The following is a 25,457-nucleotide window of genomic DNA, read 5'->3' on the forward strand; positions in this document are numbered from 1 at the left end:
GGACTTGCGTTCTTCGGTCTCAGCGACAGCAATCACATCAGTTGGGGGGGGGATGATCGGCGCGTCGCGCGACGCGCTGCTGACGGCACCCTATATGACACTGATTCCGGGGCTCGCCATCGTCGTGACCGTCATGGCGCTCAGCCTGATCGGCGACGGCTTGACCACGCTGCTGCGCCGCGGAGACGGCGCGTGAACGCGGCTCCGGTTCTCAGCGTGCGCGATCTGAAGGTCGGCGTGCGCGGCGCCCGCGGCGAGGTCGACGCTGTGCGTGGTCTCGATCTCGACGTCGTCCGCGGCGAGACGCTGGCGCTGGTCGGCGAGTCCGGCTGCGGCAAATCGTTGACGGCGCTCGCGCTCGCAGGCCTGCTGCCTGACGGTGCGCGGATCAGGTCCGGCACGATCGTGCTCGGCGGCGTCAGCATCGAAGCGCTGCCGGAGCGGCAGCTTCGCCGTCTGCGCGGGCAGCGCGTCGGCATGGTGTTTCAGGATCCTATGGCGGCGCTCAATCCGGTGCTGACCATTGGCGAACAGATCGTCGAGGCGATCCGTGCGCATCGCAGCGTCTCGCGCGCGCAGGCGCGGAGCGAGGCGGAGAGCCTGCTCGCGAGGGTGCGGCTCCGCGAGGGCGCGCAATTGTTGCAGGCCTTTCCGCATCAGCTGTCGGGCGGGATGCGACAGCGGATCCTGATCGCGATCGCGATCGCCAACCGGCCTGACGTGCTGATCGCCGACGAACCGACCACAGCGCTCGACGCCGCCGTCCAGGCCGAGATTCTGGCGCTGCTCGACGAATTGCGACGCGACAGCGGCATGGCATTGGTCCTGATCACCCATGATCTCGGCCTTGTCTCGCGCTGGGCCGATCGGGTCGCGGTGATGTATGCCGGCCGCGCCGTGGAAACCCGGTCGGCCGCGACGCTTGCCGACGCCGCGCATCCCTACACCCGCGCGCTGCTGGCGGCCCGGCCGCGCCGCCGTCCGCTGCGTGGTCCGCGACCCCGTCTTGCGGAGATCACCGGCCGCGTGCCGCTTCCCGGAGAGGCGATCAGCGGCTGCGCCTTCGCGGACCGTTGCGCCGCCATGACCGCCTTGTGCCGCCGGCAAGCGCCGGAGATGCAGTGCCTCGGCGATGCCGGTGTCGCCTGCCACCATCCGTTTGCACCGAGCCGGGAGGTTGCCCTGCCATGACCCTGGCGTTGGCGCGAAGCGAGCCGCTGCTGCAGGCGGACGATCTGTCGGTCACGTTTGCCACGGCCGGGCGGCGCGTCGAGGCCGTCCGCGGCGTGTCGCTCGCGGTGCACCGCGGCGAGGTTCTGGCCGTGATTGGGGAGTCCGGATCCGGCAAGTCGACGCTGGCCCGCGCCATTCTCGGGCTGACCCCGCCGCACAGCGGGACGTTGCGGCTGGACGGCGAGGTGGTGCCGCTCGCGGTCACCGCGCGCAGCAGGGCTCAGCGTCGCAAGCTGGGCATGGTGTTTCAGGATAGCGGTGCCGCCTTCAATCCACGGTTCTCGGTGGCACGGATCCTCAACGAACCGATCCGGTTGCTCGGCGGCGACGCGGGCAAGGGCGCGGCCGAGGAACTGCTCGACGCGGTCGGTCTGTCCGGCGCATTGCTGGGGCGGCGTCCGCATGAACTCTCCGGCGGTCAGCGCCAGCGCGTCGGGATCGCCCGCGCACTCGCGGGCAATCCCGAGGTCCTGATCTGCGATGAGGCGGTCTCCGCGCTCGATTTGTCGGTGCAGGCGCAGATCCTGAACCTCCTCGCCGAGCTGCTGCTGCGCCGCGGCCTCGCCATTCTGTTCATCACCCACGACATCTCGGTTGTGTCCTACCTTGCTGACCGGATTGCCGTCATGCATCAGGGAACGATCGTGGAATCCGGAACGGCAAGCGAGGTTCTCGATGCGCCGCGGGTGGCGTATACGCGGACCTTGCTGGCGTCCGCGCCTGAACCCGTCCTGAGAGGCTAGCTTCGTCACCATTGGACCCGCTCATGCCCCGAGACATTTTGCCTCCGATCGCCGAGCACATCATCGACGTCGCCGGCGGCCTATTCTATCGCGAAGGCATCAACGCCGTCGGCATCGATCGCATCATCCGCGAAGCGGATGTGGCCAAGGCCACGATGTACCGCCATTTCGAGAGCAAGGACGATCTGATCGCGGCCTGCCTGACCCGCCGCCATGCGGCCGTCGTCGCGGCCCTCCAGGACGGGTTGCGTCGCTCGCGCGCGAAGGGGATCGACAAGGTCCTCACGATCTTCGACCTGCTCGCGGTCAAGGCGCGATCCGACACGTTCCGCGGCTGCGCATTCATGATCGCCACGGCGGAGAGCGGTGGCTCGGAGACGGTGCGCAAGATCGCGCGCGAGCACAAGGACGCGGTACGGGCGATCTTCTCTGATCTTCTTCCGGTCACCTGGTCGCATCGTGACAAGGTCTCTGCGCGGCTCAATCTGCTGTATGATGGCGCGCTCGCTCAGATCCTGATCTATCAGGATGGCGGGGCCGTGCGCATCGCGCGCGATTGTGCAGAGGTGATCCTGGAGGACGCTGCACGCACAGCCTAGTCGACTGCGGGTCCGCGTCGCCCCGGCGCAAGCGGCAGGCGCCTCGGCGCGCATCGGCCGGGGACTGGTTTTCCGGCCTCCTCAATCCGCCGAAACCGTGGTAGATGGCCGAAATTCCGGGAGAAGCTCAACGCATTCAGCTTCCGAGGACCGTGCATCAGGATGCTGAGAATTGGGACATGGACCGACGGCCAATCCGCCTTCATGAAATCCGTCGTCGTGGAATCCGCCCTCATGGCGTTGCGGGTTCAAGTCCTGCTTCACCCATCCCGCGGCCGCGGCCGGCCCCATGACGTCTGGACGTTGGGCCACACATAGCCGTTCCCGCCATCTTGTCAGCACCGCCCGATCAATGTCCTGCCACGCGACACCAATGATGCGGGCCGATCTGGTCGATGTCGCGCTGCCCGGCGGCCTGAAGGCTCAGCCAGCGCTGGGGGCGCGGCTGTTCGATCGATGCTGATATGGCCGTAAAGAGCTCTGGCGCGTATCGCGCCGATATTGACGGTCTGCGCGCCATCGCCGTCGCCGTCGTCGTCCTGTTTCACCTCAAAGTGAGCGGCTTCGGTGGCGGATTCGCCGGGGTCGACATCTTCTTCGTCATCTCCGGATATCTGATCACCGGACACATCCTGCGTGACCTCGCACGCGGCAGCTTCTCCTTTGCCGCATTCTACACGCGCCGCGCGCGGCGCATTCTGCCGGCCCTCATCGCCACCATCATGCTCACGATCGCGATCGGCTGGCTGTGGCTGCCGCCGGACGCGTTGCGTCAGCTTGCCAAGGAGGCGACGCACGGCCTGGTGTCGATCGCCAACATCCAATATTGGCGCGAGGCCAATCAGTATTTCGCTCCGACTTCGGACCAGCTCGGTCTGCTGCATCTGTGGTCGCTGTCGGCCGAGGAGCAGTTCTATCTCGTCAGCCCCCTGATGCTGGTGCTGTTGCACCGGACCCGGCACGTGTTTGCGGGCATCGCGCTGGCGGGAGCGGTGTCGCTCGCGGCGGCGATCCTGTGGCTGCCCAGAGATCCCGAGGCCGTGTTCTTCCTGACGCCGTTCCGCGCGTTCGAATTCGTGCTCGGCGCGCTGGCGATCGTGTTGGAGCGGCGGATCGCGACCTGGCCGACCGCCCGGACCGTCGCCGCATGGCTGGGCTATGCCGTGCTCGGCGGAAGCCTCCTGGTCATCGAGCGGTTCCAGCGCGAGGCCGGGCTCGGCGCCTTGCCGCCGAGCCTCGCGACCGCGGTCATCATCGCCGCCAACCGGCCGACGCGGCTGTTCGCCAATCGCGCGGTTCTGGCCGTCGGGCGCTCGTCCTACTCGCTCTATCTGGTGCATTGGCCGGTGATCTATTTCGCCCACTTCATTTTTGGCGAGCCAGCCGGCAGCGGTCTCGGCGTGGTGACGCAATTGCTGGTCATGGCGGCGCTCACGGCCGCGATGTTCTTTGCCGTCGAACGGCCGGTTCGGCAGATGCGGAGCGCGCCGTGGAAGCAGGCCAGCGCCTTCGCGGCGGTGATCGTGATGTGCGCTGCGGCCACCCATGCGACGTTCAAGGCCGATGGCGTGGTCTGGCGCTTGCCCGCGGAGCAGCGCGCCCGGCTCGAGCTGCAACGCTTCGGCATGAGCCCGTGTACGCGGACAAGCGACTTCTGCCAGTTCGGCGATCCCGCAGGGGCGCGCCGGCTGGAGCTGCTGGGCGATTCCTACGTTCATCACTACGTGGCCGCGTTGGACGACGCACTCAAGCTGCATGCCATCCGCGGCACGACCTCGACCGTCGGCGGCTGTCCGATGCTTCCCGGCCTCGCTCCGCTTCCGCCCCGTGTCGCCGAATGCGTGGCGCTGCGCGACCGCGAACTGGCGCGCGTCAGGGCGTCGTCCGCCAATGTCGTCGTCGTCGGGCAGGCTTGGCACCTGTATCTGGACGGCGCCGACAAGGAACGAAAGGCCGCAGAGATTCGCGACGGCCTGCAGGCGCTGCTGCGCCTGCTCGATCGGCCGGGGCGGCGCTTCCTGATCATCGGCGGCCAGGTGCGGCCAACGGCCTGCAGCTTCGACTCGATGCGCATGCTGCCCGGCCCGTTGTGGCACGCGCCGCCGGCGCCATGTCGGCCGTTGGCATCAGCCAGCGCGCGTGCGGACAGCCGCGACATCGATGCCGTGCTGGCGGCGGCGCTCGAGCAACGCAGCAATGCCGAGCTGCTGCGGCCGGCCGAGATCTATTGCGACCAGAGCTGCCCCATCGTCCGTGATGATGGCGTGTGGCTGTTCCTCGATGCCGGCCACTTCACCGTGGCGGGCGCGCAGCTGATGGGCCAACGGGCGGCCGCCCAGATCTCCCATGTCTTGTCCGGCGTGTCGCAACCCTAGCTGACGATCGCCGGCCATCGCGCGGAGCTGCGGCCGCCGATCGCCACAGCCTTTCTGGTGTCCAAGGCCGCTCTTATGCGCGGCGGCTCTGCCCCAGACCCGCCTGTTGTCCGACACCACATTGGTCCGATCGCGTCATGACTGTTTCCTGCTGTTGCCATTCGTGTCTGCGCATCTCGTCCGCCTCGAAGGATGCGCGGGGTGGACCACATTGCAACGCAATCATCGTGCTGACATCGATGGCCTCAGGGCCATCGCCGTCGTCATCGTCATTCTCTTCCATCTGAGAATCACGGGCTTCGAGGCTGGCTTCGCCGGCGTCGACATCTTCTTCGTCATCTCCGGCTATCTCATCACCGGCCAGATCCTGCGCGATCTCGGCGCCGGGCGCTTCGCGCTGCCGGAGTTCTATCTGCGGCGGGCGCGGCGCATCCTGCCGGCGCTGATCACAACGATTGCCGCGAGCTTTGCGGTCGGCTGGCTGTTCCTGTCGCCCGAAGCCCTGCGCCAGCTGGCGAAGGAGGCGACGCATGGGCTGCTGTCGATCGCCAACGTTCAATATTGGCGCGAGGCGAGCGCCTATTTCGCGCCGAATGCGGACCAGCTGCCGCTGTTGCATCTGTGGTCGCTGTCGCTGGAAGTGCAGTTCTATGCGTTGGCGCCGCTGCTCCTGATGTGGATCGGCCATGGCCGGGCGGTGTTTCGCGCCATCGCCGCTATCGGATTGGCGTCCTTTGTCCTGGCGATCCTGTACTTGCCTTATGATTCCGACGCCGTGTTCTTCCTGACGCCATTCCGGGTGTTCGAATTCGCGCTCGGGGCGCTCGCCATTCCGCTGGAGGCGCGTCTCGCATCCGTACCGCGGGCGCGCGCCGTCGCCGCGGCCTGCGGCGATGTCGTCCTGCTCGGCAGCCTCGCGGTGATCGGGCGCTATCAGGCCTATGCAGGCGTGGCCGCGATCCTGCCGTGCCTCGCGGCCATGGTCATCATCGCAGCCAACGCGCCGACATCGCTGATGATGGCTGGTCCGGTCCGGGCCATCGGCGCGGCGTCCTACTCGCTCTATCTCGTGCATTGGCCGGTGATCTTTTTCGCCGGCTTCATCTTCGGCGACGCCGCGCAGACATTCGCGGGACTTGTCGCCCAGCTCGCGCTGATGGCGGCACTGGCGGCGCTCATGTTCGTTGCGGTCGAGCAGCCGATGCGCCGGCTGCGCTGGCCGCGCTGGAAGCAGGTGGCCGGCTTCGCGTCCGTTCTGATCGTCGTCACTGCGGTCACCCATCTGACGTTCCGCGCCCATGGCGTCGTCTCGCGGCTGCCGGCGGATCAGCTTGCGCTGTTCCAATTGCAGGGCTTCGGTCTCAACAAATGTGGCCGCGCGGTCGATCGCATCTGCGTATTTGGCGACCTCGCGGGCACGCGGGGCGTCGAGCTGTTGGGCGATTCCTATGTGCAGCAATATGTCGCCGCACTCGATACGACCCTCAAGACCCGCGGCATGATCGGACATGTCTCGACGATGAGTGGCTGTCCGGTTCTGTCGGGTCTGAGCGCCGAGGGAGCGCGCGCACGGGTCTGCGCGGAGCTGCGCGACAGCGAGCTGCCGCGGGTCCAGCAATCGCAAGCCGATTACGTCGTGATCGGCCAGGCCTGGCAGAACTATCTGGATCTCGGTGACGGCCCGGTGGCCGAGGCCCGCAACGCCGAGGTCGCGGCCGATCTGGTCGAGACGATTCGTCTGCTCGACCGGCCGGGCCGGCATTTCCTCGTCATCGGCGGCCAGGTCAGGCCGGTGAATTGCGGCTTCGATCAGCTGCGCATGCTGCCGGGACCGCGCTGGCATGCGCCGGCCAAGCCCTGTGATCCCGTGCCGAAGGCCGAAGCTGTCAACGCCAATCGCACCATCGATGCCGTGCTGTCACAGGCGATCAGGCCATTGGCCAAGGTGGCGCTGCTCAGGCCGTCCGAGGTCTATTGCGACCAGGATTGTCCGGTCGTGCAGGACGGAGTGTGGCTGTTTCAGGATGCCGGTCACTTCACCGTGGCAGGAGCGCAGCGCATGGGCGAGCGCGCCGCCCCGATCTTTGCGCGGTTCCTGGCAGACGACTAGCGCTGTTGCGCGGCGTCTTGTTCGCCGATGCGCGACATGGGGCCGGCCGAGCTCAGCGCCGGCGACGCCGCGACGATGCGTGTGGCCGCAAGCTCCGATCCCTGCGCGGTGAAATGGCCGTCGTCCCAGGCGAGGGGAGCGCCGTCCGCCGTCTGCAGCACGCAGTGCTTGTCGGGGCAAAGCAGATCGAGCAGCGACACGTAGTCCGTCTGCGGCACGCTCTTCAGCAGGTCGCGAAGGAACGTGTCGACCGCGAAGAACATGGCCGGCACACGGCCGTCGTTGTCGACGCCGAAGCGCGATGCCGCGATCAACAGATGAGGCAACGGCCGGTCGAATTGCGGGCTCGGCCCGATCACCACGACGCGGCTGCCGGCTGCGGTCGCCGCGGCGATCGTGGCAAGCAGATCCGCGCGTGCGGCCGGCGCCATTACGCTGCGCGTCCAATTGCCGGAGAGGATCACGACCTCAGGCGCGTTGTCGCGCAGCAGCTCAGGCAGGCGGCGGTTGAATTCGCCGCACGCCGCCGACTGGCCGCGCTCCAGATAGGGCACGCACTGCGCCATCGTGGCGCGACGCAACGTCGCCTGCGGCATGGCCCGCTTCAGCCCGTCAACGAGGTGCGCGGCATGGCTGTCGCCCCACAGCAGGACGTCGGCGCCCGGTCCGCGCGCCAGACACGCCGGCTGCAACGCTTCAAACGTCTGACCCGGGCTCAGGAAGCAGGTGCCTTCCTCATAGACGCCGTCTGTGGTCGTAGTTGATGAAATCCGCCAAAGCCTGCTGTTGCGGCGAGAAGCGGCCGGGAAAGCCGGCGGACCAGATCGTGATGACCGCAATCAGCAGCGCAGCGGCGCCGCTTGCCGCGAGCCGGCGCGCCGTGACCGGCCATTCGGCGCGGCGTGCGGGCTGCTCGACCAGATAGAAGCTCGCCAGCGCCAGCGCGGTGCAGGCGGCGAGCAGACCGAGCTTGTCCATCGCCGAGCTCGGTGGACCCCAGATGGCGGTTGCAAACGAGACGACCGGCCAGTGCCAGAGATAGAGCGAGTAGGACCACAGGCCGACCGCGATCATCGGGCGCGTGACCGCAAGGACGATCTTGTTCGGGGTCGGCTGGGCCCAGATCACCGCGGCCGTGCCGAGGCAGGGCAGCAGCGCGGCGACGCCAGGGTAGGGCGTGCGCGGCGAGAACACATTGACGGAGGCGCCGAGCGCGATCCATCCCAGGGTCGCCGCGCCAATCCGGAGTCGCTGGCTTCGGAGTGGCGGCACGATCTCGACCGCGAGCAGCGAGCCGAGCGCGAGCTGCCAGGCGCGCGCCGGCAGCAGATAGAAGGCGGCCGCCGGCTGGATCCGGGTCTGCACCACGCAGAGCAGGAACGAGGCGACACAGATCGCAACCAGGCTTGCCAGCATCAGCGATCGCCGTCGTGCGAAGATGGCCAGCGCGAGCGCGGGGAAGATGAAGTAATACTGCTCCTCGACGCCGAGCGACCAGGTGTGCAGCAGCGGCTTGGTGATGGCGGCCGCGTCGAAATAGCCCTGCTGGGACCAGAACAGGATGTTCGAGCTGAACGTCAGGACGGAAAGCGCCTGCTGCGCCGCGGACAAGGTCTGCTGCGGCAGCAGGATGACGCCCGCTGCCAGCAAGGTGGCGCACAGCATCGCGAAGGCGGCCGGCAAGATGCGGCGGGCGCGACGCCGATAGAAGGCCGCGATCGAAAACGTGTAGGCACGGGTCTCCGCGTGGATGATCCGGGTGATCAGAAAGCCCGAGATCACGAAGAAGACGTCCACACCGACATAGCCGCTCCGGAACGGCGAGATGTCGTAATGGAATGCGATTACCGACGACACGGCAAACGCGCGCAGGCAGTCGATGTCGGGACGATAGTCGGTCGAACTCAAAATCCTATCCACGAGCCGCGGCTATTTGTTCGAACTGGTTGCCGCAGGCCGGCGGACCCTGGCACGCGCCGATCACAACCGCAATGCGAGATGTCCCTCGGCCTCCCGGATCGTGCAATCAAGCCACAATGCCGATGAATTGACGGGGTGGCGGGCCTCTGCAGCTTGCCTTCACAGACTTGCCTCAATGGCGTGGTGGCCTCGTTGCAGTTTGTGCGTCGAGCGAGCGTGTCATGCGTACATTGGGGCGGACGGCCGGTTATGCCGGCTTGTTATGCGGCGTTGTTCTATTTCAGGTTGCTTTCGCGGCCGTCCAAGCGCAGGGCGCGGAACCCGGTGGAGGCGCAGCCGCCGCCCCCGTGGGTGAGGTCGCCAGGGACGCGACGACGACGGATGCGCTCAAGGACAGTGGCCCATTCGGTGGCTGCGAGCCGATCGGCATGACCGCCTCAGGCGAACTGGTGTTTCCGCTCGACTGCAAGAAGGCGATCAAGAAGCCGGCCGCGGCGCCGGTGGCCGAGGACAAGCCGCCGGGGGACGATAAGACGGCGGCGTCCACGGATGCTAAACCGAATCTGCCGAGCCAAGCTGGCGTGGCCGACACGCCGGCGACTGCCGAGACGAAGCCTGCAGGCGAGGCAACCGCGCAGGCCCCCGCGACGCCCTCCGAATCGAAGCCGCCGGAGACGTCCGACAGGGCCGGGCCGGCCCAGAAGGCCGCTGCCGATTCCGTCGCAGGGGCGAAGCCTGGGACGGGCAAGGCGGCCACGAGCAAGACTGCCGCGAGCAAGGCTGCGTCCGGCAAGACGATGCCGGACAATGCGGGGGCGAGCCACTCGACGCCGAGCAACATGCAGCCGGGCAGGGCTGCATCCGGCAAGACGGCCGCTGCGATCAAGGACCTGTCGGTCAAGGGCGGCCAGCCCGCCACGCCGAAGGGGGCCGCGAGCGAGGGCAAGGAGGCGAGCAAGCGCACAACAGCGTCCGACAAGAAGCCGATGATCGTGATGGCCAAACCCGTCGCCGCCACCACGGCGGTGGCGGGGCGCCGCCAAGCGGAGGAGACGCCAAGGCTGCGCACCGCCGGCATGCCGGCCTGTGTCCAGTTCCGCAGCTATAATCCGACGACGCGGAGCTATCGCGGCTTCGACGGCCATGTCTATGAGTGCAAGTGAAACCGGCGGCTAGGCCGCGGCTCCTCCAGCGGGCCCGTTAAAGGGCAGGGCGATTGCATTTAGACAACCGACATCGTCTCCGGCGGCCATCCTTCGAGACACCCGCCTCCGGTGGTCCCTCAGGATGAGGGCTTGTTTTACGGCACGAAATTGGCCCCTCATGGTGAGGAGCGCCTCTTCGGCGCGCCTCGAACCATGAGGCCCCGAACTGCTGCACCGTCATATGCGATCGCCCTGCGTTAAGGGGAATGCTGCTTGGGCATCGGCGCACTGCTGGTCGGCAAGCAGGCGCCGGACGTGCTATAGACCGGAACCGATTGCCTCCTGCGTGCGTCTGCCGACCTGACATGACCGATCCTCAATCCGACCTGTTCGAGATGCGCCGGCTGGAATCGCTGTCCAACACCATTTTCGGTGTGGCGATGACGCTGCTGGCCTACGACCTGCCGAAGCCGAATTTCGCCCAGCTGCCCGGCTGGACGGAGCTGGCGCACACCTATTCGGGCCGGCTGGCCGGGCTGGTCCTGAGCTTCATCATCGCTGGTGTGTTCTGGATCAGCCATCACCGCAGGCTGGCGCGGCAGCCGTTCGGCAGCCGATTCATCGTGATCCTCAATCTTTTCTTCCTGCTGTCGATCGTGCTGCTGCCGGTGACCAACGGCCTCTATGGCAGCTACCGTCTCTCGAGCGCGGTGGCCGTGCTCTACGGTGCTCACCTGACCATCATCGCGGCTCTGAACGCCGCGCTGTGGTGGCTTGCTCTTCCGGGCGCCCGCTCCGCCGAGATCGTCGGCGCCGTCTTCCCCGTCATCGTGTTCGTGCCCGGGATCGTGATCGCGGCGTTCTCGCCCGATTATGTGCAGTATTTCTGGATGCTCGGCTTCGGCGGGTTCCTCGCCCGGCGCTGGGTGCGCCCGGCGCCGGCAAAGCCGGCCGAGAAAACGCCTCATTAAAAAACGCGGCGGGCCGTGGACCCGCCGCGCTTCCGATCTTGAACTCGCTGGTCCAGGGCTGAGACCGCCCCGTTGCCGAGCCGCGATGGCGCCGCGACGCTGACGAATCACGCGCTCATCGCACACTGCTCATCGAGAGCCGCTGCTCAGCGGGCGATCCCAGCGAGGTGACAGCGCTTGGTGAAAGACACTGGATCACCTCCTTTCGTTGTTGACGATGAAGTCAGTATAGGGCGCTCCCGGCCGCCTGGGTAGGGGGGACGATTACGGAACCCGATGACCGCCCCTCCCCCTCCGTGCTGCGTTGCGGTTTGCTGGTCGGCGCGACCGCTGATTCGGCCGTCCATTGCGGACACTGGATCCGAGCGGATCCGTTTGCCAACCTGCCCCGAAGAGGTTGAGACCCGGCGCGGACCATGTTAGGGAACGCCCCGATGCGGGTGTAGCTCAATGGTAGAGCAGCAGCCTTCCAAGCTGAATACGAGGGTTCGATTCCCTTCACCCGCTCCAGTGTTTTCAGGCACTTATCGGATTCGTTAATTTCCATTCCGACAAGTCGGGCTGTTTCATTCCGACAAACGTTCACTTTCTGGTCGCTTTCTGACGCCGCTTGATGCGCTTTATCTGCGCGTCCTGTTTGGCCTCATCGTCATGGTGTAGGTAGTGCGCCATCGCTTTAGTCGATGACCATTGGCCCTTCTTCATCAACTGCGTTTCCGTTAGGCCAGACGTGCTCGCTTCGGTGGTCCCGCCATGCCGACCAAACGAAGTGAACGTGAGCTCAGGCCGCAGGCCCGCCGCGATGATGATCTTCTTCGAAATGCGCTCGACCTGCGTCAGCATCTCACCCTTGCCGCCCCACGGCAGGCCACTGCCGTCACGGCGCAGCATCAGGCCGCCCGTTGGCCGCAGCGCCTTCATGGCATCTAGTTCAGCCATCAGCAGGGGATAGAGCGGCTTGCCCTTCTTATCGAACAGCGGCTCCCATGAGCCAGTGCTGGTCTTGTAGTTGATGACATAGACGTGGTTTGGACGGCTGTCTGGACGGTAGTGCTCGGCCATGAACCGGATGAAGATATGAGCCTTGCGCTGGAGCCATTCCCAGCCGATCAGAACGCCCGTTGCCAGTGACGGATAGCCCATCTCGATGGCTGTGGCGCGGAACGCCGCCAACTCGGCAAAATTCGCATGCGGCGTTTCGCGCGATGTCGATTGCAGGCCCATTTTTTCGAACGGGTTTTTCGGCGGAAACATGAGAGGGTGGGCCCGTGAGATCGTGTTCCATGCGCCGCGTGCGGTTTTCATGGCGTGGTTGACGGTAGTGCGGCGTTCGATTTTCTCGCCGTTGACATCTTTGTGGAGCAGCTTCTCAAACAGATCGTCCGCAAACGCCGTGTCGATGCTCGACACCCGGCGCGTGCCTAGACGCCTGCCGTCCTGCAACAGATATTCGCAGATCATCTTGATGCCGGTCTCATGCACGCGGCATTGTCCGGGGCTCAACGGCTGCAAGCGCTTCGCAGTTTTCTGTTTCCACGTTCGGCGATATTCGTGAAACATCCAGTCCAGCGTTCCGATCACCACGCCGATCCTGATCGGATTTGCATCCTCGCCGCCGCTCAGCCAGCTATCGAACGCAGGCAGTAATATCTTTTCGGCGCGCTGCACCGCCAGGTCGTAATTGGTATCGAGCGGTTCATTCTTGACTGGGCAACCTCTCTTACGTGCCCACGTCGGCACGTCGAAAAAATATCCGAAACCGCCCTTCTTGAGGCGTTTGCGCCTTGTGTAGCGCGGCAAGGGCAGGGTGGATCGGCCAATTTTCATAGAAGCCTCCGCGACACCTCCGGATCATCTTCCGGGTCTATCGAGGGATGTTTGTCCTCCTTGACTGTGACAGATATGCGCCCGTCGGGCCAAATATCGACGCTCGCGACGGTGCCACCGCCGTCGATGACGCCCTTGACGGCACGCTTAACGTCAGCCTCCGTGAACTTGGCCTTCGACATGATTGCCACGCAGTACTTGGAGTTGGTGAGTTTCGCTCTTCAGTCGTTTTTCTAGCCACGACCGAAGTGCGGCTTGCCAACCCTCGTCTGGAAATCCAGGGCCCGCGAGTGGCTTGCCCGCCCAGTGATGCCCGTGAGAACGCTTCCAGACGCCTGAAGCGGCGGGGCGAGTCAGGCGGCCCCCTTTTTGGGCGTCCGGCGTGGCGACGCATCAGCGGCCTCGCCAGCCGGTTCCGCGCATGTGGCGGAATGCCTGATCAGGTGAGGGTCGCCTCCAATCGAGGTTGGCTCGATGGCGGATCTGATCCGCGCGCGGTCTCCGTGGGTGTTCGACCCGGTCGAGGCGCCGCTGCGCGCTGCGGTACCGCGCCATGTGAAGGAGTACGGCGTTCATTGCGAAAGTTCATCCATGCCCACGATATCGCTCGCGGGTCGAGCGAGCTTTTCGCCAGCAAAGCCGCAGATCCCGATTTGTGGAAGAGGTGTTTCACAAACATTCGGAATTTGGCGGTCCTGGCGGAGAAATAGGGCGGAACGAGTGCGGGTAATTCTACCAATCCCGCATTGCGTTTTTCGTCGGGAGGCTCACCTGCGAAGCTGTCGTCGGCGCCGATCATGCCGATCATGATCATGATCGACGTCGACGATCATGCCGACGGCGCCGCCGCCGCCGCCGCCGGCGTTGATGATGCCGGTAGCGATGATCAACATGTTGGTGGTGTTGCGTAGTCGACGATGATGCCGATCATGGCGGTTGAGTTCGTCGCGGCACGATCATGATCCGGAGCTTGGGGTCTCCGGGGAAAAATGCGCTATTTATGCTCTTAAGAGCATATAAGCCGACTTTCTGTGCCCTTAAGAGCGCAATTTAACTTGTTCTCAAGAAACTTGCCTCTATATGCTTTCAAGAGCACAAAAACCGGGATTTGGAGCCCTTAAGAGCATATGACCGCCAAGAACCCCCTTGTCCAGGCGACACCCTACGAAGTCGAACAGGCCGTGAAGAAGCTCGGGGCCGATTTGCGGACCGCTCGCTTGCGCCGAAACCTGACCGTCGATGCGATCGCCGCCAAGATCGGCACCGGCCGGCGCGCCGTCGCGGATGCTGAGAAAGGCAAGGTCACGACCCAGATCGCAGTCTATGCAGGATTGCTGTGGGCTTTAGGTCTCGTCGATCGCCTCGGCGAACTGGCAGATCCAACTCTCGATCAGGAAGGCCAGCGCCTTGCGTTGACGCGCGACCGCGTTCATGCCCGCCGTCAGAAAGGGTTGGACAATGATTTCTAAACCCACGCCGACCGAATGCTTCGTCTACATCACGCTGCCCGGGCAGACCACGCCGGTAACCGCAGCCCGCTTTGAGCTGACTGCGGACCGACGCGGTATCGCAACCGGCCGCCTCGTGTACGGCCGTACGTATCTCGCACGCGCCGACGCAGTCCCCATCGATCCAATCGAATTGAAGCTGTCAGATCGGACCTACGAGACAACCGGGATGAAGGGCATATTCGGTGCGTTACGCGATGCCAGCCCCGACTACTGGGGCCGCCGAGTTATTGAGCGACATGTCGGCGCAGCGCAGTTGAACGAAATGGATTACCTCCTGCATTCACCCGACGACCGGGCCGGCGCGCTGGGCTTCGGGTTGAACCAGCAACCGCCCGCGCCCAAGCGCGACTTCAACAAAACGCTTCAACTGGCTCGCCTTCAGGAAGCTGCGGATGCCATTGTCGCCAAGGAAGACGTGCAGAACGACGCAGACGCGGCGCAGATCGAGGAACTGATGCTGGTCGGTACCTCAATGGGCGGAGCGCGTCCCAAGGCTGTAGTCGAAGATAAGGAAGGATTGTGGATCGCCAAATTCAACCGGAACGATGACAAGTGGAATAGTGCACGAGCTGAGCATGCGATGCTCGTGCTCGCGCGCGCCTGCGGCATCACGACCGCGGAAAGCAAGGTGGTCAAGGTTGGCGACCGCGACGTACTGATGGTCAAGCGCTTTGATCGCGAGCGCACTGACGCCGGATATCTGCGGGCGCGCATGCTGAGTGGGTTGACCCTTCTGCGGGCAGAAGAGGGGCATGACACGCGCGATCGATGGTCATATGTGCTTCTGGCCGAGGATCTGCGGCGGGTCTCCGCCGTTCCCCGTGCCGACGCTGCCGAGCTGTTCCGGAGAATGTGCTTTAACGCGCTGATTTCGAACACCGACGATCATCCGCGAAATCACGCCCTCATGGCTATGAACGTGGATTGGAAGCTCTCGCCGGCATACGATCTCACGCCCACACCGCTTGTTAGTGAGGAGCGCCGCGACCTTGCGATGATCTGCGGGGACGCTGGGCGTTACGCCAATGCCGAAAACATTGTTTCTCAAAGCCTGCGCTTTCTGCTTGAGAAAGGCGAAGCGGAGAAAATCGTAGCCGATATGGAAGCGAAGGTGCGCGGTACATGGTACGAGGTGGCACGCCGCGAGGGCCTTTCGGAGCAGGACTGCCACACGATCAGCAAGGCGTTTGTCTACGCGGGTTTTCGCTACCCGATGGGCGGGGCGACTGCTCCGGTTGTTTGACTGCGGGTCCCAGAATCGACGATCCCTCCTCTGGAGACGCCCTTCTCCGAGATCCGTGCGCCGCCGGGAAGCCACCGCTATCCATTGGTCAGATGCGCCTGAGCGAATTCCCGCGTGAACTTCTCAGGGGCGAATGCCTCTGGCGTTTCCGGACAATCGAGATCCAGCGGCTCGACGCGGTCAAGCTCTTGGGGTCGCACGCCGCCTGGAAAGATGTCGCGAACCGGCTGCTCGACAGCGGATGTCAGGTCCGAACGGGAAGCCATGAGGACGACGGCTGCTGGCCGGACTTCAGGTAGTGATGGCAGCTTGAGACACGCCTTCGATCCGCCGGAATCTTTGCGTAATTTCACCGACGACCAGAGGGCATGAACTCTGGAGCGCAGGCGCTGATCAACGCCGCAAAGCGCGTTTGCTGGACAACGCACCGTTTCAGACGAGTTGTGGCCGCAAGTCACCGAAAATAGCCGGCATCGCGCGATGCCAATCGCAATTAGCTTGCAAGCTTCCAGATAGAAAGGAGCTTCGCTTGAAGTTCGAACTAACCGTTGATCCGCAGGTCGTCCTGGCCATTGCGTATCTGATAGCAACCACCCTCTAAAGAGGGGAAAGCCGCAGCGCCAAGGGGTGAGGCGGCTTTTTGCTGTCCGGCTTCATTCGGCGGGTGCAAAATGCCGTGCGGCAACGGAGCTACCGCAGTGAATCCCACGTTTCTAGAGAACTTCGACGACCTGCTGGTCGGCGAGAACGCGATCCGAGGCATGAGCAAGGCCTCGATATGTGCGTTCGAGGACCTGTCGCGGCACGCGACCATGATCGAGCAGTCGATGACGATGTTGAACTATCTGGTCAAGCGGCACGTCCACACCAACCAGGACGAGCTCACCATCCAGTTTCTCGGGATCCGGCTCTTCAACTCCGGATCGTCCGCCATGAAGCTGCTCATGTCCGGCTACTACCAGTCGACTGTTATGGTAATGCGCGACATCCTCGAGACCACGTTCCTGCTGGATTACTTCCACTCCAACCGGTCGCAGATCGCCGTCTGGCGCAAATGCGACGAGCGCAAGCGCAACAACATGTTCGGCGCCTGGAAGGTGCGCACGGCCCTCGACGAGCGCGACGGGTTCACCGAGGGCAAGCGCGAGGCGGCCTACCGGCTGCTGTGCGAGCTCGGGTCGCATCCGACCTACAAGGGATTCCAGTTGCTGACGGCCGCCGGCAGTGACCTCGGCATCGTGGGGCCGTTCTTCGAGCTAAAGTCCCTCGACGCCGTGCTGTCGGAGCTCGCGAAGATCATGATGCAGGCCGGCGCGCAGTTCCGCTTTTTCGAGGAAAAGACGCTCCTCGACTACCAGATGATGCTCTCATATCTGAAAGCGCAAGCAGACTGGGCTGACCACTTCTGGGGCACCAAGACGGACCGGACGCAGATCGACGAGATCCAGGCTATGGTCACCGAGATCGCGACGCGAAGCGCGGCGGTCTAGCCGGCCTGCGGCAGCATCGACAGCAGTGCGTCTTGTGCCTCGCGGAAGGCTTTCTCACCGGGGTGATACTGTCGCTGCGGCTTGGGGTCCGGCGGCAGGACGAAGGTGACATCCGGCAGCGGCAGTGGATTGCGGCCGTTCAGATAGAGCTCGACCAGCCCTTCGTGCAGCGCGTGGAAGAACCCAAACATTCGCTTCATCTCCTGGATGTTGGTCATGGCCAGCAAAGCATCCAGGTCAGAGATGCCCTTTTTGTTGTGGGCCAGGTGATCCCGGATGTGCCGGTAGACAGGTTCGTAGATCCTGCGCCACTCGGCGACCTCTTTCCGGAGGGCTCGAACATCGTCGATCGTCATCTCGTGCTTCGAGGCAACGTATTCGGCCGCCTGTTCAGGCGTGATGACCTTGGCCTTGCGGTCGCGTAGAGCGTCGCGATTCAGCGTCGGCAGGTTGCGCTCGACCATGCGGAGCAGAAGATTCACGTTGTGCGCCGACTGCTGGTCAAACATCCGGCCCAGCCAGATGAAGGTCGAGACGAACATGGAGTAGTGCGTTGTCTTCCAGAACATCGGGTTGCGGTTCACTGCCGCCAGCACGTCGGGCCGCCTGGCGGTCAGATCCCTGACGCCCAGGTAGGCGAAGAAAAACTGCTGCGCGGTCTCCTCGTCGATCCGGAAGGTCTCGAGTTCGGCTTCCAGGTCGTCGGGCGACGGGAGCGGGGCCTCGTCGGTCTCCGTCATTTCTTCGACTTCTTCTAAAACTGGCCGAGCGGCTTTTCCGGCTGGCCGAGGATCTTCATGTAGGCGTCGTAGCTGTTGTGGATGACCCACAGCAGCGAGTATTTATGGCCGTCCTTGGTCTTGATGCTCACTTGCTCTTTGCCGCCGAACTTTTGCTCGCCGTAGCGCATTTCGCCGTAGCCGTTGCTCATCGACAGCACGTCATCGGCGCGGGCGACATCCGAGCTAATCCGGCTCATCTCGAAATGCTTGATGGCGTCGGCCGTGTCCTTCAGCAAATCGGTGTCGGTGACGGCGATCGTGCCGCGGGCGAAAACGCATACGGACCGCGCGGCGTTCCTGACGTCCTCGATCCTGGCGTACTGCGGCCTGAGGTTGGAAAGGATGACGTCTTGCAGGTGGTGGGTCTCGATCGCCGCCGTTCTGGCCAGGCGCATCACGTTGTCCCGGGTGACGGCAATGGCCGACTGGTCCTTCGAGGCGTGCGCGACGTCCAGCGCCTTCTCCGCCGCCACGTAGTCGCGGATGGCCGGGCGCACGATCTTGTCCAGGTGGTCGAGTACGGTCTGCAGCATACGAATCCTTGAGGAAACCATGCCATCTTAGCACCTCGGGCCGGAACCGACCGGGCCCGAATGAATCTGAGTCCCAGATGGCGTTGCGTAAGCGCAGGACGAGTACCCGGTTTTCGGCCCGCATTGGTGCCGAGCGCGACGCCTGCCGCCGAGATGCCGAGATTCATCAAGCCCCTGCTCCCGACCCTGAAGGCCAAGGCCCCGGCCAGCGACAGGTGGGCCCATGAGATCTAGTTCGACGGCTACCGGGTGTAGGTGCACGTCGATCGGGGCAAGGTGCGGGTGTTCACCCGCCGCGACCGTGTCCGAGGGCGTTAGGGCCCCGTTGCGGTGTCGTGCCGCCGGGTATGGAAACGCAAGCCCACGGCTCCGGCCCGCTTGGTTGAAGCGTCGACTGTTCGCGGTTGTGGAAAGACGGGATAGGACGCTAAACAACCTGAGGTATTGATCCAGATCTTGTATGTTCCGTAGTGGAACATATGTTCGCTGGCGGCCCCTTTCTACACGGCCATCACGGTCAAGATCCAAATTTTGTGATGAATCCCAGTGAGTTGTGCGAACGTCGGCTGCCCGAATTTGGGAGGCTTGCCCTACTTCATCAGGTTTGTTTCAACAATTGGGTAAGCGCCTCAGGAATTGTAAGAAAATGCTTTTGTTGCATATTTCAGACATCCATTTTCAAGCTCCGCAATGCCTGAATCCAGATATGGATCCTGATAGGGGCGTCCGGACGCGTCTCGAGCGACATTTGGCGTCTCAGGTTGCGTTGCTCGGAATGGTCGATGCCATACTGGTTGGTGGTGACGTGGCCTTTAAGGGCGACCCCGCGGAATATGGAGAGGCAAAGAAGTGGCTGCTCAAGTTGGCCAACGACGGCGGATGTGTCACCGGCCCGATTTTGGTCATACCTGGCAATCACGATATCGATCGTGTCGCGATCTCACGGGCGATGAGCACCCGGAATGCCCAGCGGGCCATTGCGGATGAGAAGCCGGACTGGCGTGAGAGCGCTCTTTCAGCGCAACTGGCTGATGCTCAAACTGCCGCGGCGCTTCTGCATGGCCACGCCGCCTACAATGACTTCGCCGCGCCGATGCAATGCCAGATCTATCCCGGGCGTCTCTATTGGAAGCAGGATCTCGATCTCTCCCCCACGGTCAAGCTTCGGATCCACGGTTTGACGTCGACCATATTGTCTGGCCGGGACGGCAACGACGACGATAGACCTTCGCTGTACGTCAGTCCCTTGCAGACGGCTCTGGATCCCGTTCCGAACGTCGTCAACATGATCATGTGTCACCACCCTTGCGACTGGTTGATTGATGGTGATGAGGTTGAGGACGCATTGAACCGGCGGGCCACGTTCCAGGTGTTTGGCCACAAGCACCGCCAGCGCGTGCATCAAGACACCGACTTCGTGAGATGGGGCGCAGGCGCCGTTAATCCATCCAGGCATGAGAAACAGTACGAGCCGGGTTACAATCTGGTCCGCATCGACGTCCTGGGCGCCGCTAAAGACAGGAAGCTGTCGATTGAAACGCACCAGTTCACGTACCAGTCAAATCCGGAAGGGTTCCGCCCCATCAAGACCTCGGGTAACGAAGACGTCTTCCGGCACACCATTGCTTTCCCTGAAGATGCAGTTGCAACGTTTGGTCTTGCGACATCGGGCGGGCAGGCCGGCGTTCAACCGATACCGGCGATTTCTACTCCAACAGATGCGGAGGCCGCGATGGGAAACGAGGTCAATCGCAACATCGTCAGTCGCTTCTGGGATCTGGATTCCAGCGACAGACGGCGCATTGCGCTCGATTTAGGGCTTATCAGCACGGCCGAGATTTCTCTCCCGGAGCCGGAGAGATATGGCAAAGCGCTGATACGGGCAAAGGAACGCGACCTTTTGGAACGACTGGCCGAATTGGTTGCCGAGAGGGAGGGTAGATAATGGCCGAACGTAAGGTCGCTGATATGCATCCAGACTTTGCCCGCTGGTATGGCGAGGTTTCGCTGGTCGAAGGATCAACAGAAGCGCGATGGACTGGGATCGACCAGATTGCCGCATCGCCCACCAGGGCGACCATCGAGGTCTTGGTTAGACTCGCCTTCGACACCAAGGCATCGGCTGCCGGGCACAAGGACCCAAAACTGGCCGAAAAGCTCCAGGCGTTCCACAACGCGTTTAAGAAGGCCGATGATAATTATGATCCCGGAGCGGGACGGGAAAACCAGGTTCTTGCTGCGTGCACTCTCGTCCAACTGTTCAAGTCTTACTCACTCGCGCAACTCGCGGTCACAACCACAGCCTTCGGCGGCGCTCGCAAGCCCCAGCTTCCGATGGACTTGGTGGGATTGGCAGAGCAGGCGATCAAGGATTTGGGCGCCGCTCGCCGCGCACGGCCGGACCTCGCGGCCTTGAAAGTTGCCATTGCTGAAATCGCCTATAAGCCGGACTTGACCGCCGCACAGCCTAACAATCCTCCATCGTTCGAACCGCTGTTTACGACCCTAAAGGATGCTGCCGACCTCGCCCTGAGAACCACGGTCGTTGGGTTCAACTCGTCGATTGACAAGATGGGCAGCTACATGCGCGTGGCGGATGAAGAGTTGCAGATGCTGTGGTGGCTTCTGGGTGAACGCAGTATCGATCTGAATCTTCCGTTCGATAAGGTCGATCATACAATCCAGCCGCTCGTTTTTGCCCGAGAACTGATTGGGCGAACGGTAGCAAGTCCCGGTCCGTTGGCCATCGGAGCGCTAATGTCGCGGGCGGGCCTGAAGTCCCGCGGCAAATTGTCCGTTGTTGCCGCCGCCAACGCCGTCTCAGACGAATGGGCCGCGTCAACGATTAGTCCAATTTCAGCGTCGCCCGTCACTTCCCCCATCCACTTTGCTTTGGACAAGCGGGTGGAGACCGGTGATCGTGACGCTTGGGCAAAGAGTTGGTCGGCGGTAACCGGGTTGAGCGAGGACGAGGGCGTGTCGCCGTTATTGCTCGGTGAACTGTTTTATCGCGAACGCCTTTTTCTGACCTACGAATGAGGCGAGTCCGACGATGAGCACGGTGGAATTAACGTGTTCCAATCCAGATTGTCGGATTTCCGTAGACAAGAAATGCGTCGAAGGTCTCGCCTTTGACAAGTGCCAGTTTTACGGCAAACAGCCTCAAGCCCAGTCGGCTTCCAGCGAAGAAACGCAAGCGGCCTCGCCGGCGAAGGCCGGCATCGATTTGGAAACAGGCGCGACACTAAATGCAGTTCAAGCCTCCAGCGTGCTGCGGCTGACCCACTCCCGCGTCATTGCAATCATCGGTGGCTTCGACTGCGGCAAAACCAGCATGTTGGCAGGCATCTACGACTTGTTTCAGGAAGGACTGGTCGCGGGCGTTTCATTTGCCGGTTCGTCTACGCTGCACGGCTTCGAACAAGTCTGTCACGACTCGAGGGTGGCTTCGAAGCGCGGTGTCGCCCATTCTCCCCGCACAGAGCGAGGGGAGGTGGCTTTTTATCACCTCGACGTCAAGATGCCCGGCAATGACGATTCCGTCGCGCTGCTGCTCGCCGACCGATCAGGCGAGGAGTACGAAGAGGTCGCCGATGAAATATCCAATGCGCTACCGATGTTCGAACTGCGTCGCGCCGACACCGTGACAGTCCTGGTCGATGGAAGCCGACTTTGCGACCCAAAGACCAGGCATGATGTGCTGGGCGCCGTCGCGCCGATCGTCCAGGCGCTGCGGGAAGCGGGTACGTTCGTTCGTCGCCCCCAGATGGCGATCGTCCTGACGAAAAACGACGCCGTTTGCAGCTCGGACAAGGCGGCGGTTGCGGCCTCTGACTTCGAGAGGCTCGTCGCTTCCCTGAAGCAGAAGTTCGCGGGTGATTTTCGCGAAATCCGGGAGTTCATCACGACGGCTTCACCAAAGAACATGACGGTGAAGCGGGGTGATGGACTGGCGCAACTGCTCAGTTTCTGGCTACAGGCGTCACAACCGGAACCTTTCCCGCAGCGTCCGGCGCCGGACGGTCGCGTCTTCTCGGAACTGACGGCGAGGGAAGAATAATGAATACTCCGGATAATGGGCCTGGCGTTTCGATTGTCGGCTTGCCGGGATCCGGCAAGACCACTTTCCTTGCGGCCCTCTGGCATCTCATCCAGAGCGGAGAAATGGAAACAAGGCTGCGCTATGGCTCGATGAGTAATCAGGACTACGCTTATCTCAACAAGATCGTAAAGCTATGGCGGAACGCCAAGGAGCAGGGCCGGACGCAGATCGCAGGGATGAAGTCGGTCAGCATGAATCTGCTGGACGGCCAACCCCGCAATATCAGCGTGGCGTTCCCCGACGTTCCGGGCGAGGAATACCGGCGGATGTGGGAAGAACGAAAACTAGACGAGGGCCTGGCCCACAATTTGAGTTCCGGAAACATCATGCTTTTGCTGAATGGTGACAAGATCCGTGCGCCTGCCTGGATCACGGAACGGGCGGCCTTGAAGGAAAAAATTGGAGACAAGCCGGTGGAGGAGGAGCCGACTGAATGGAGGCCCAAGCATGCTCCGACCCAGGTCCAATTGATCGACTTGCTGCAACACTTCATGCGAACGCCGCTCGACCGGGGCCCGCGCCGTGTCGCTGTCATGATCGGCGCCTGGGATAAAGTTGAGGGAGAGAACCTCTCGCCAGTCGATTTTCAGGCCGCTAAGCTGCCGATGTTCGACCAATATCTCAAAAGTGGCCGTGACGGCTGGAAGTTCCGCACATATGGCCTAAGTGCTCAAGGTGGGGACTATGACGAGAACGATGAGAACAATCCGTCTGCGAAGCCGCGCCAGGACACGGAGCGTCTGAGGGAAATCGACCTGGCGTCGAAACGAATCCGCTTGCTTTTCGCCGGCTCCGAAACCCACGATCTGACAGAGCCCCTCGAATGGCTGATGAACTAGCGTCCGCCTTCACGTTTCAGCAGACTTTGCACGGCTACGGGGAAGGACATCGACTTCTTGCAGGGTCGGCGTCGTTGCCAGCCCGCGACGTCAGAACGATGTTGATTCTCAGCGATTCCTCCGGCGGGGGAACCAAACTTCCGATCGACGGATACCTCACAGGATATCCGTTGTCCGAATCCGCCAAGTATGTGGTCGCGCGGACTTGGCCGGCGCCGGAGATGTCTCGTCCCGGCTGCGTATGGACCCATTCGATCCTCATAGACTTTTCAGATCTCGCAGCGCTGCGCTCCGCATCGCCGATCTTGTCGTTATTCAAGCGACCGGAATCGAAAACGCGGGGACCTTACGACAAGGATTTGCGTGTCACCGACTCGACGTCAGTCGATCCGAGTGTCTCGGATGCAATAGCTGCAGGCGAACTTGCGGGCGCCGTTTATGGCCATCCAAAACGGAAGATTGTGGGGGGGCTCGACTCCGGGTTCGACGAAAATTTGGTCATTCAGCTTTGGATGCAGCAATGGCCAAGACTTCGCAGAAGTTTCAGGTTCTGCACATTTACGTCGAGCGATCGCTCGACTCCTACCGAAACCTTCGACGTCCAACTCGTCCCGAGCGCCGATCGGATTCCGCGCATGAGGATCGTTGATGTCGAAGTGCCTACATCAGAGTCCCTAGAAGCCGACCTCGATCCCGTCGTCGATGATCTACTGAATCCGGATGTCCTCGGTCTCCGCCGTTTTCTGCGGGAGAGTGGAGGGGAAGTCGCCGGAGGCCGAAGCGCGATGCGTCCTCTCAGCAGAATTTTCGCTTTCGTGCATCGGCAATCGTCGGTGGCCGAGGTTCCACGCGCCATCGCCGCGCTGGAAGAGATCGGGCCGTCTCAAGCCGTGACAGCCCGGCAGTTGATTGTGGGTAGGTTGGCGCAGGAAATCGAGAACATTGACGACCGAAGCTTTCAGTTGGTGCTGAGCAGTGCTCGCTCAGATGCGGGCATTGATAAGTCGATCGCCGAGAGAATAGGCGCGGAACTTTGGCGTCGGCAGCCTGCCTCATTCGTGGATGCAATTTCAGAAAATGACCCATTGGCCGACACTATGGAAGCCACGCTCGCCTCGCTGGATGAGAGCGCTCTTTTGGCCGGCATTGAAAAACAGCCTTCCGTCGCGGCCGAGATCACAATGCGGCGTCAGGATCTATTCCGGTCCGAGCGTTTCTGGGCGATTTCGGGACTAGACGTCGAGAAAGTGTTGGCTTCATCAGCGGCGGACCGCGCTGACGACATCGTAGCCAGCATGATGGCCTGTGGGGTCGTCCAGGCTGATCCAGCGCTCAAGAAGTTTGGTGCCCGTCCACTGATCAAGGCCCTAGAGAAAATAGGGCCGGGGCTCGAGCAGGAAAAGCTCGGTTCATGGCTACGCGCTTTGAGCAACCAGAAGAGCGACCTGACCCAGGCCCTGCTGTCCCGAGAGCTGACTTTCATGCCGCTTCTGGTTACTCTCGCGCGCGCAACCTATCCGGACGCCGCAGGAAACGATGGCGGGATTGATCCGTGGGTTGAGGCAGTTAGGCGCGCGACGGGCAGAGTTGGCCCCGAGGATGAGGACTATCTGCGAGCCTTCCTGCTGACGCGCGCACTGGGCTGGCAATCCGAAGCCTCAGCCGCTTTGATGAAGTGCTCCTTGGAAACGGTGCACAGAGCCTTGGCCGACGGTCGGATGCCCGCTGCAGGCTGGAGGCTTTTGTACCAAAGGCTGCCTTGGGTGGCGCCTTGGCGCGAATGGGATCGGTGCTGGAGGGTTCGACAGGTTGTGGCTGAGCGATTTGTCGAGCGCGATTTGGATCCGCTGGAGTTCGGCACCGTGGTCGATGATCCGGCTCTTTGGCGAGAACTGGCGGTTAGGGTTGCTGACCTTTGGCGCGGGCCGAAGTACCTGAAACGGGTGCGTGACAGCCTGACTGGCTCCACGACAGAAACTAAAAGGCAGAGGGTCGCCGAGATCGACCGTTTGCTGTCCTAGACGCTTCTCCGGC

At 62.8% G+C, this 25,457-nt stretch carries 21 protein-coding genes and 1 tRNA gene; 16 read left to right on the top strand and 6 right to left on the bottom strand.

Going from position 1 to position 25,457, the window contains the following annotated elements; genetic code table 11:
* Positions 1 to 192: 192 nt before the first annotated feature.
* From ACVIJ6_RS25005 to ACVIJ6_RS25025, 5 genes are all read left to right on the top strand, one after another.
* The gene (locus ACVIJ6_RS25005) at positions 193 to 1,191 is read left to right on the top strand and encodes an ABC transporter ATP-binding protein (protein WP_456777079.1); all 999 of its coding nucleotides are present in this window, start codon (positions 193 to 195) and stop codon (positions 1,189 to 1,191) included.
* Positions 1,188 to 1,976, top strand: coding sequence for an ABC transporter ATP-binding protein (locus ACVIJ6_RS25010; RefSeq protein ID WP_456774880.1), 789 nt, complete (start codon positions 1,188 to 1,190; stop codon positions 1,974 to 1,976). Before ACVIJ6_RS25005 ends, ACVIJ6_RS25010 begins: the two co-directional genes overlap by 4 nt.
* Positions 1,977 to 1,999: 23 nt before the next feature.
* Entirely contained in the window at positions 2,000 to 2,575 is a 576-nt protein-coding gene (locus ACVIJ6_RS25015; RefSeq protein WP_456774881.1) for a TetR/AcrR family transcriptional regulator, read from the top strand.
* A gap of 464 nt (positions 2,576 to 3,039) precedes the next feature.
* A complete protein-coding gene (locus ACVIJ6_RS25020; protein WP_456774882.1) occupies positions 3,040 to 4,950 on the top strand; it encodes an acyltransferase family protein in 1,911 nt (636 codons plus the stop codon).
* A 211-nt stretch (positions 4,951 to 5,161) separates the two neighbouring features.
* Entirely contained in the window at positions 5,162 to 7,060 is a 1,899-nt protein-coding gene (locus ACVIJ6_RS25025) for an acyltransferase family protein (protein WP_456774883.1), read from the top strand.
* Here the strand turns inward: ACVIJ6_RS25025 and ACVIJ6_RS25030 are convergent.
* Both ACVIJ6_RS25030 and ACVIJ6_RS25035 read right to left on the bottom strand, forming a co-directional pair.
* Entirely contained in the window at positions 7,057 to 7,752 is a 696-nt protein-coding gene (locus ACVIJ6_RS25030; RefSeq protein WP_456774884.1) for an SGNH hydrolase domain-containing protein, read from the bottom strand. The genes ACVIJ6_RS25025 and ACVIJ6_RS25030 overlap by 4 nt on opposite strands.
* 43 nt (positions 7,753 to 7,795) lie before the next feature.
* Positions 7,796 to 8,968: an acyltransferase family protein gene (locus tag ACVIJ6_RS25035; protein ID WP_456774885.1), complete on the bottom strand. Its 1,173-nt coding sequence runs from the start codon at positions 8,966 to 8,968 to the stop codon at positions 7,796 to 7,798.
* 359 nt (positions 8,969 to 9,327) lie between these two features.
* On the opposite strand from ACVIJ6_RS25035, the gene ACVIJ6_RS25040 reads away from it, so the two are divergent.
* From ACVIJ6_RS25040 to ACVIJ6_RS25050, 3 genes are all read left to right on the top strand, one after another.
* Entirely contained in the window at positions 9,328 to 10,143 is an 816-nt protein-coding gene (locus ACVIJ6_RS25040) for a hypothetical protein (protein WP_456774886.1), read from the top strand.
* 347 nt (positions 10,144 to 10,490) lie between these two features.
* Positions 10,491 to 11,096: a TMEM175 family protein gene (locus ACVIJ6_RS25045; protein WP_456774887.1), complete on the top strand. Its 606-nt coding sequence runs from the start codon at positions 10,491 to 10,493 to the stop codon at positions 11,094 to 11,096.
* A 436-nt stretch (positions 11,097 to 11,532) separates the two neighbouring features.
* Positions 11,533 to 11,606, top strand: a tRNA-Gly gene (locus tag ACVIJ6_RS25050).
* A 72-nt stretch (positions 11,607 to 11,678) separates the two neighbouring features.
* Here the strand turns inward: ACVIJ6_RS25050 and ACVIJ6_RS25055 are convergent.
* Positions 11,679 to 12,923 (bottom strand): hypothetical protein, encoded by a 1,245-nt coding sequence (locus ACVIJ6_RS25055; protein ID WP_456774888.1) that lies wholly within the window; start codon positions 12,921 to 12,923, stop codon positions 11,679 to 11,681.
* Positions 12,920 to 13,105 (bottom strand): hypothetical protein, encoded by a 186-nt coding sequence (locus tag ACVIJ6_RS25060; RefSeq protein WP_456774889.1) that lies wholly within the window; start codon positions 13,103 to 13,105, stop codon positions 12,920 to 12,922. Before ACVIJ6_RS25060 ends, ACVIJ6_RS25055 begins: the two co-directional genes overlap by 4 nt.
* A gap of 945 nt (positions 13,106 to 14,050) precedes the next feature.
* Between ACVIJ6_RS25060 and ACVIJ6_RS25065 the strand changes: the two genes are divergently transcribed.
* The 3 genes from ACVIJ6_RS25065 (at position 14,051) to ACVIJ6_RS25075 (ending at position 17,167) form a co-directional block, all read left to right on the top strand.
* Positions 14,051 to 14,392, top strand: coding sequence for an XRE family transcriptional regulator (locus ACVIJ6_RS25065; protein ID WP_456774890.1), 342 nt, complete (start codon positions 14,051 to 14,053; stop codon positions 14,390 to 14,392).
* Positions 14,382 to 15,677: a type II toxin-antitoxin system HipA family toxin gene (locus ACVIJ6_RS25070; RefSeq protein ID WP_456774891.1), complete on the top strand. Its 1,296-nt coding sequence runs from the start codon at positions 14,382 to 14,384 to the stop codon at positions 15,675 to 15,677. Before ACVIJ6_RS25065 ends, ACVIJ6_RS25070 begins: the two co-directional genes overlap by 11 nt.
* A gap of 698 nt (positions 15,678 to 16,375) precedes the next feature.
* Positions 16,376 to 17,167 (top strand): hypothetical protein, encoded by a 792-nt coding sequence (locus ACVIJ6_RS25075; protein ID WP_456774892.1) that lies wholly within the window; start codon positions 16,376 to 16,378, stop codon positions 17,165 to 17,167.
* On the opposite strand, the gene ACVIJ6_RS25080 is transcribed toward ACVIJ6_RS25075, so the two are convergent.
* Both ACVIJ6_RS25080 and ACVIJ6_RS25085 read right to left on the bottom strand, forming a co-directional pair.
* On the bottom strand, positions 17,164 to 17,907 hold the full coding sequence (locus ACVIJ6_RS25080) for an AbiU2 domain-containing protein (RefSeq protein ID WP_456774893.1): 744 nt from the start codon (positions 17,905 to 17,907) through the stop codon (positions 17,164 to 17,166). The two genes, ACVIJ6_RS25075 and ACVIJ6_RS25080, sit on opposite strands and share 4 nt — an antisense overlap.
* Before the next feature lie 14 nt (positions 17,908 to 17,921).
* Positions 17,922 to 18,482 carry a hypothetical protein gene (locus ACVIJ6_RS25085; RefSeq protein WP_456774894.1) on the bottom strand — a complete coding sequence of 187 codons (561 nt, stop codon included), beginning with the start codon at positions 18,480 to 18,482 and terminating at the stop codon, positions 17,922 to 17,924.
* Positions 18,483 to 19,128: 646 nt separating this feature from the next.
* On the opposite strand from ACVIJ6_RS25085, the gene ACVIJ6_RS25090 reads away from it, so the two are divergent.
* From ACVIJ6_RS25090 to ACVIJ6_RS25110, 5 genes are read left to right on the top strand one after another with little or no spacing between them, the layout of a single operon-like run.
* Positions 19,129 to 20,427 carry a metallophosphoesterase gene (locus tag ACVIJ6_RS25090; RefSeq protein ID WP_456774895.1) on the top strand — a complete coding sequence of 433 codons (1,299 nt, stop codon included), beginning with the start codon at positions 19,129 to 19,131 and terminating at the stop codon, positions 20,425 to 20,427.
* Positions 20,427 to 21,521, top strand: coding sequence for a hypothetical protein (locus tag ACVIJ6_RS25095; protein WP_456774896.1), 1,095 nt, complete (start codon positions 20,427 to 20,429; stop codon positions 21,519 to 21,521). The genes ACVIJ6_RS25090 and ACVIJ6_RS25095 overlap by 1 nt, the downstream gene beginning before the upstream one ends.
* Positions 21,522 to 21,534: 13 nt before the next feature.
* Entirely contained in the window at positions 21,535 to 22,542 is a 1,008-nt protein-coding gene (locus ACVIJ6_RS25100; protein ID WP_456774897.1) for a TRAFAC clade GTPase domain-containing protein, read from the top strand.
* The gene (locus ACVIJ6_RS25105; RefSeq protein ID WP_456774898.1) at positions 22,542 to 23,423 is read left to right on the top strand and encodes a TRAFAC clade GTPase domain-containing protein; all 882 of its coding nucleotides are present in this window, start codon (positions 22,542 to 22,544) and stop codon (positions 23,421 to 23,423) included. Before ACVIJ6_RS25100 ends, ACVIJ6_RS25105 begins: the two co-directional genes overlap by 1 nt.
* Positions 23,408 to 25,444 (top strand): GAP1-N1 domain-containing protein, encoded by a 2,037-nt coding sequence (locus tag ACVIJ6_RS25110; protein WP_456774899.1) that lies wholly within the window; start codon positions 23,408 to 23,410, stop codon positions 25,442 to 25,444. The genes ACVIJ6_RS25105 and ACVIJ6_RS25110 overlap by 16 nt, the downstream gene beginning before the upstream one ends.
* Positions 25,445 to 25,457: the final 13 nt, after the last annotated feature.

The sequence above is a fragment of the Bradyrhizobium sp. USDA 4369 genome, assembly GCF_054056435.1.

Coding starts and splice junctions, on each gene's coding strand:
- ACVIJ6_RS25015 (WP_456774881.1), top strand. CDS start 2,000: ATGCCCCGAGACATTTTGCCTCCGATCGCCGAGCACATCATCGACGTC.
- ACVIJ6_RS25060 (WP_456774889.1), bottom strand. CDS start 13,105: ATGTCGAAGGCCAAGTTCACGGAGGCTGACGTTAAGCGTGCCGTCAAG.
- ACVIJ6_RS25080 (WP_456774893.1), bottom strand. CDS start 17,907: ATGACGGAGACCGACGAGGCCCCGCTCCCGTCGCCCGACGACCTGGAA.
- ACVIJ6_RS25090 (WP_456774895.1), top strand. CDS start 19,129: ATGCTTTTGTTGCATATTTCAGACATCCATTTTCAAGCTCCGCAATGC.
- ACVIJ6_RS25020 (WP_456774882.1), top strand. CDS start 3,040: ATGGCCGTAAAGAGCTCTGGCGCGTATCGCGCCGATATTGACGGTCTG.
- ACVIJ6_RS25085 (WP_456774894.1), bottom strand. CDS start 18,482: ATGCTGCAGACCGTACTCGACCACCTGGACAAGATCGTGCGCCCGGCC.
- ACVIJ6_RS25065 (WP_456774890.1), top strand. CDS start 14,051: ATGACCGCCAAGAACCCCCTTGTCCAGGCGACACCCTACGAAGTCGAA.
- ACVIJ6_RS25010 (WP_456774880.1), top strand. CDS start 1,188: ATGACCCTGGCGTTGGCGCGAAGCGAGCCGCTGCTGCAGGCGGACGAT.
- ACVIJ6_RS25110 (WP_456774899.1), top strand. CDS start 23,408: ATGGCTGATGAACTAGCGTCCGCCTTCACGTTTCAGCAGACTTTGCAC.
- ACVIJ6_RS25095 (WP_456774896.1), top strand. CDS start 20,427: ATGGCCGAACGTAAGGTCGCTGATATGCATCCAGACTTTGCCCGCTGG.
- ACVIJ6_RS25100 (WP_456774897.1), top strand. CDS start 21,535: ATGAGCACGGTGGAATTAACGTGTTCCAATCCAGATTGTCGGATTTCC.
- ACVIJ6_RS25055 (WP_456774888.1), bottom strand. CDS start 12,923: ATGAAAATTGGCCGATCCACCCTGCCCTTGCCGCGCTACACAAGGCGC.
- ACVIJ6_RS25070 (WP_456774891.1), top strand. CDS start 14,382: ATGATTTCTAAACCCACGCCGACCGAATGCTTCGTCTACATCACGCTG.
- ACVIJ6_RS25105 (WP_456774898.1), top strand. CDS start 22,542: ATGAATACTCCGGATAATGGGCCTGGCGTTTCGATTGTCGGCTTGCCG.
- ACVIJ6_RS25045 (WP_456774887.1), top strand. CDS start 10,491: ATGACCGATCCTCAATCCGACCTGTTCGAGATGCGCCGGCTGGAATCG.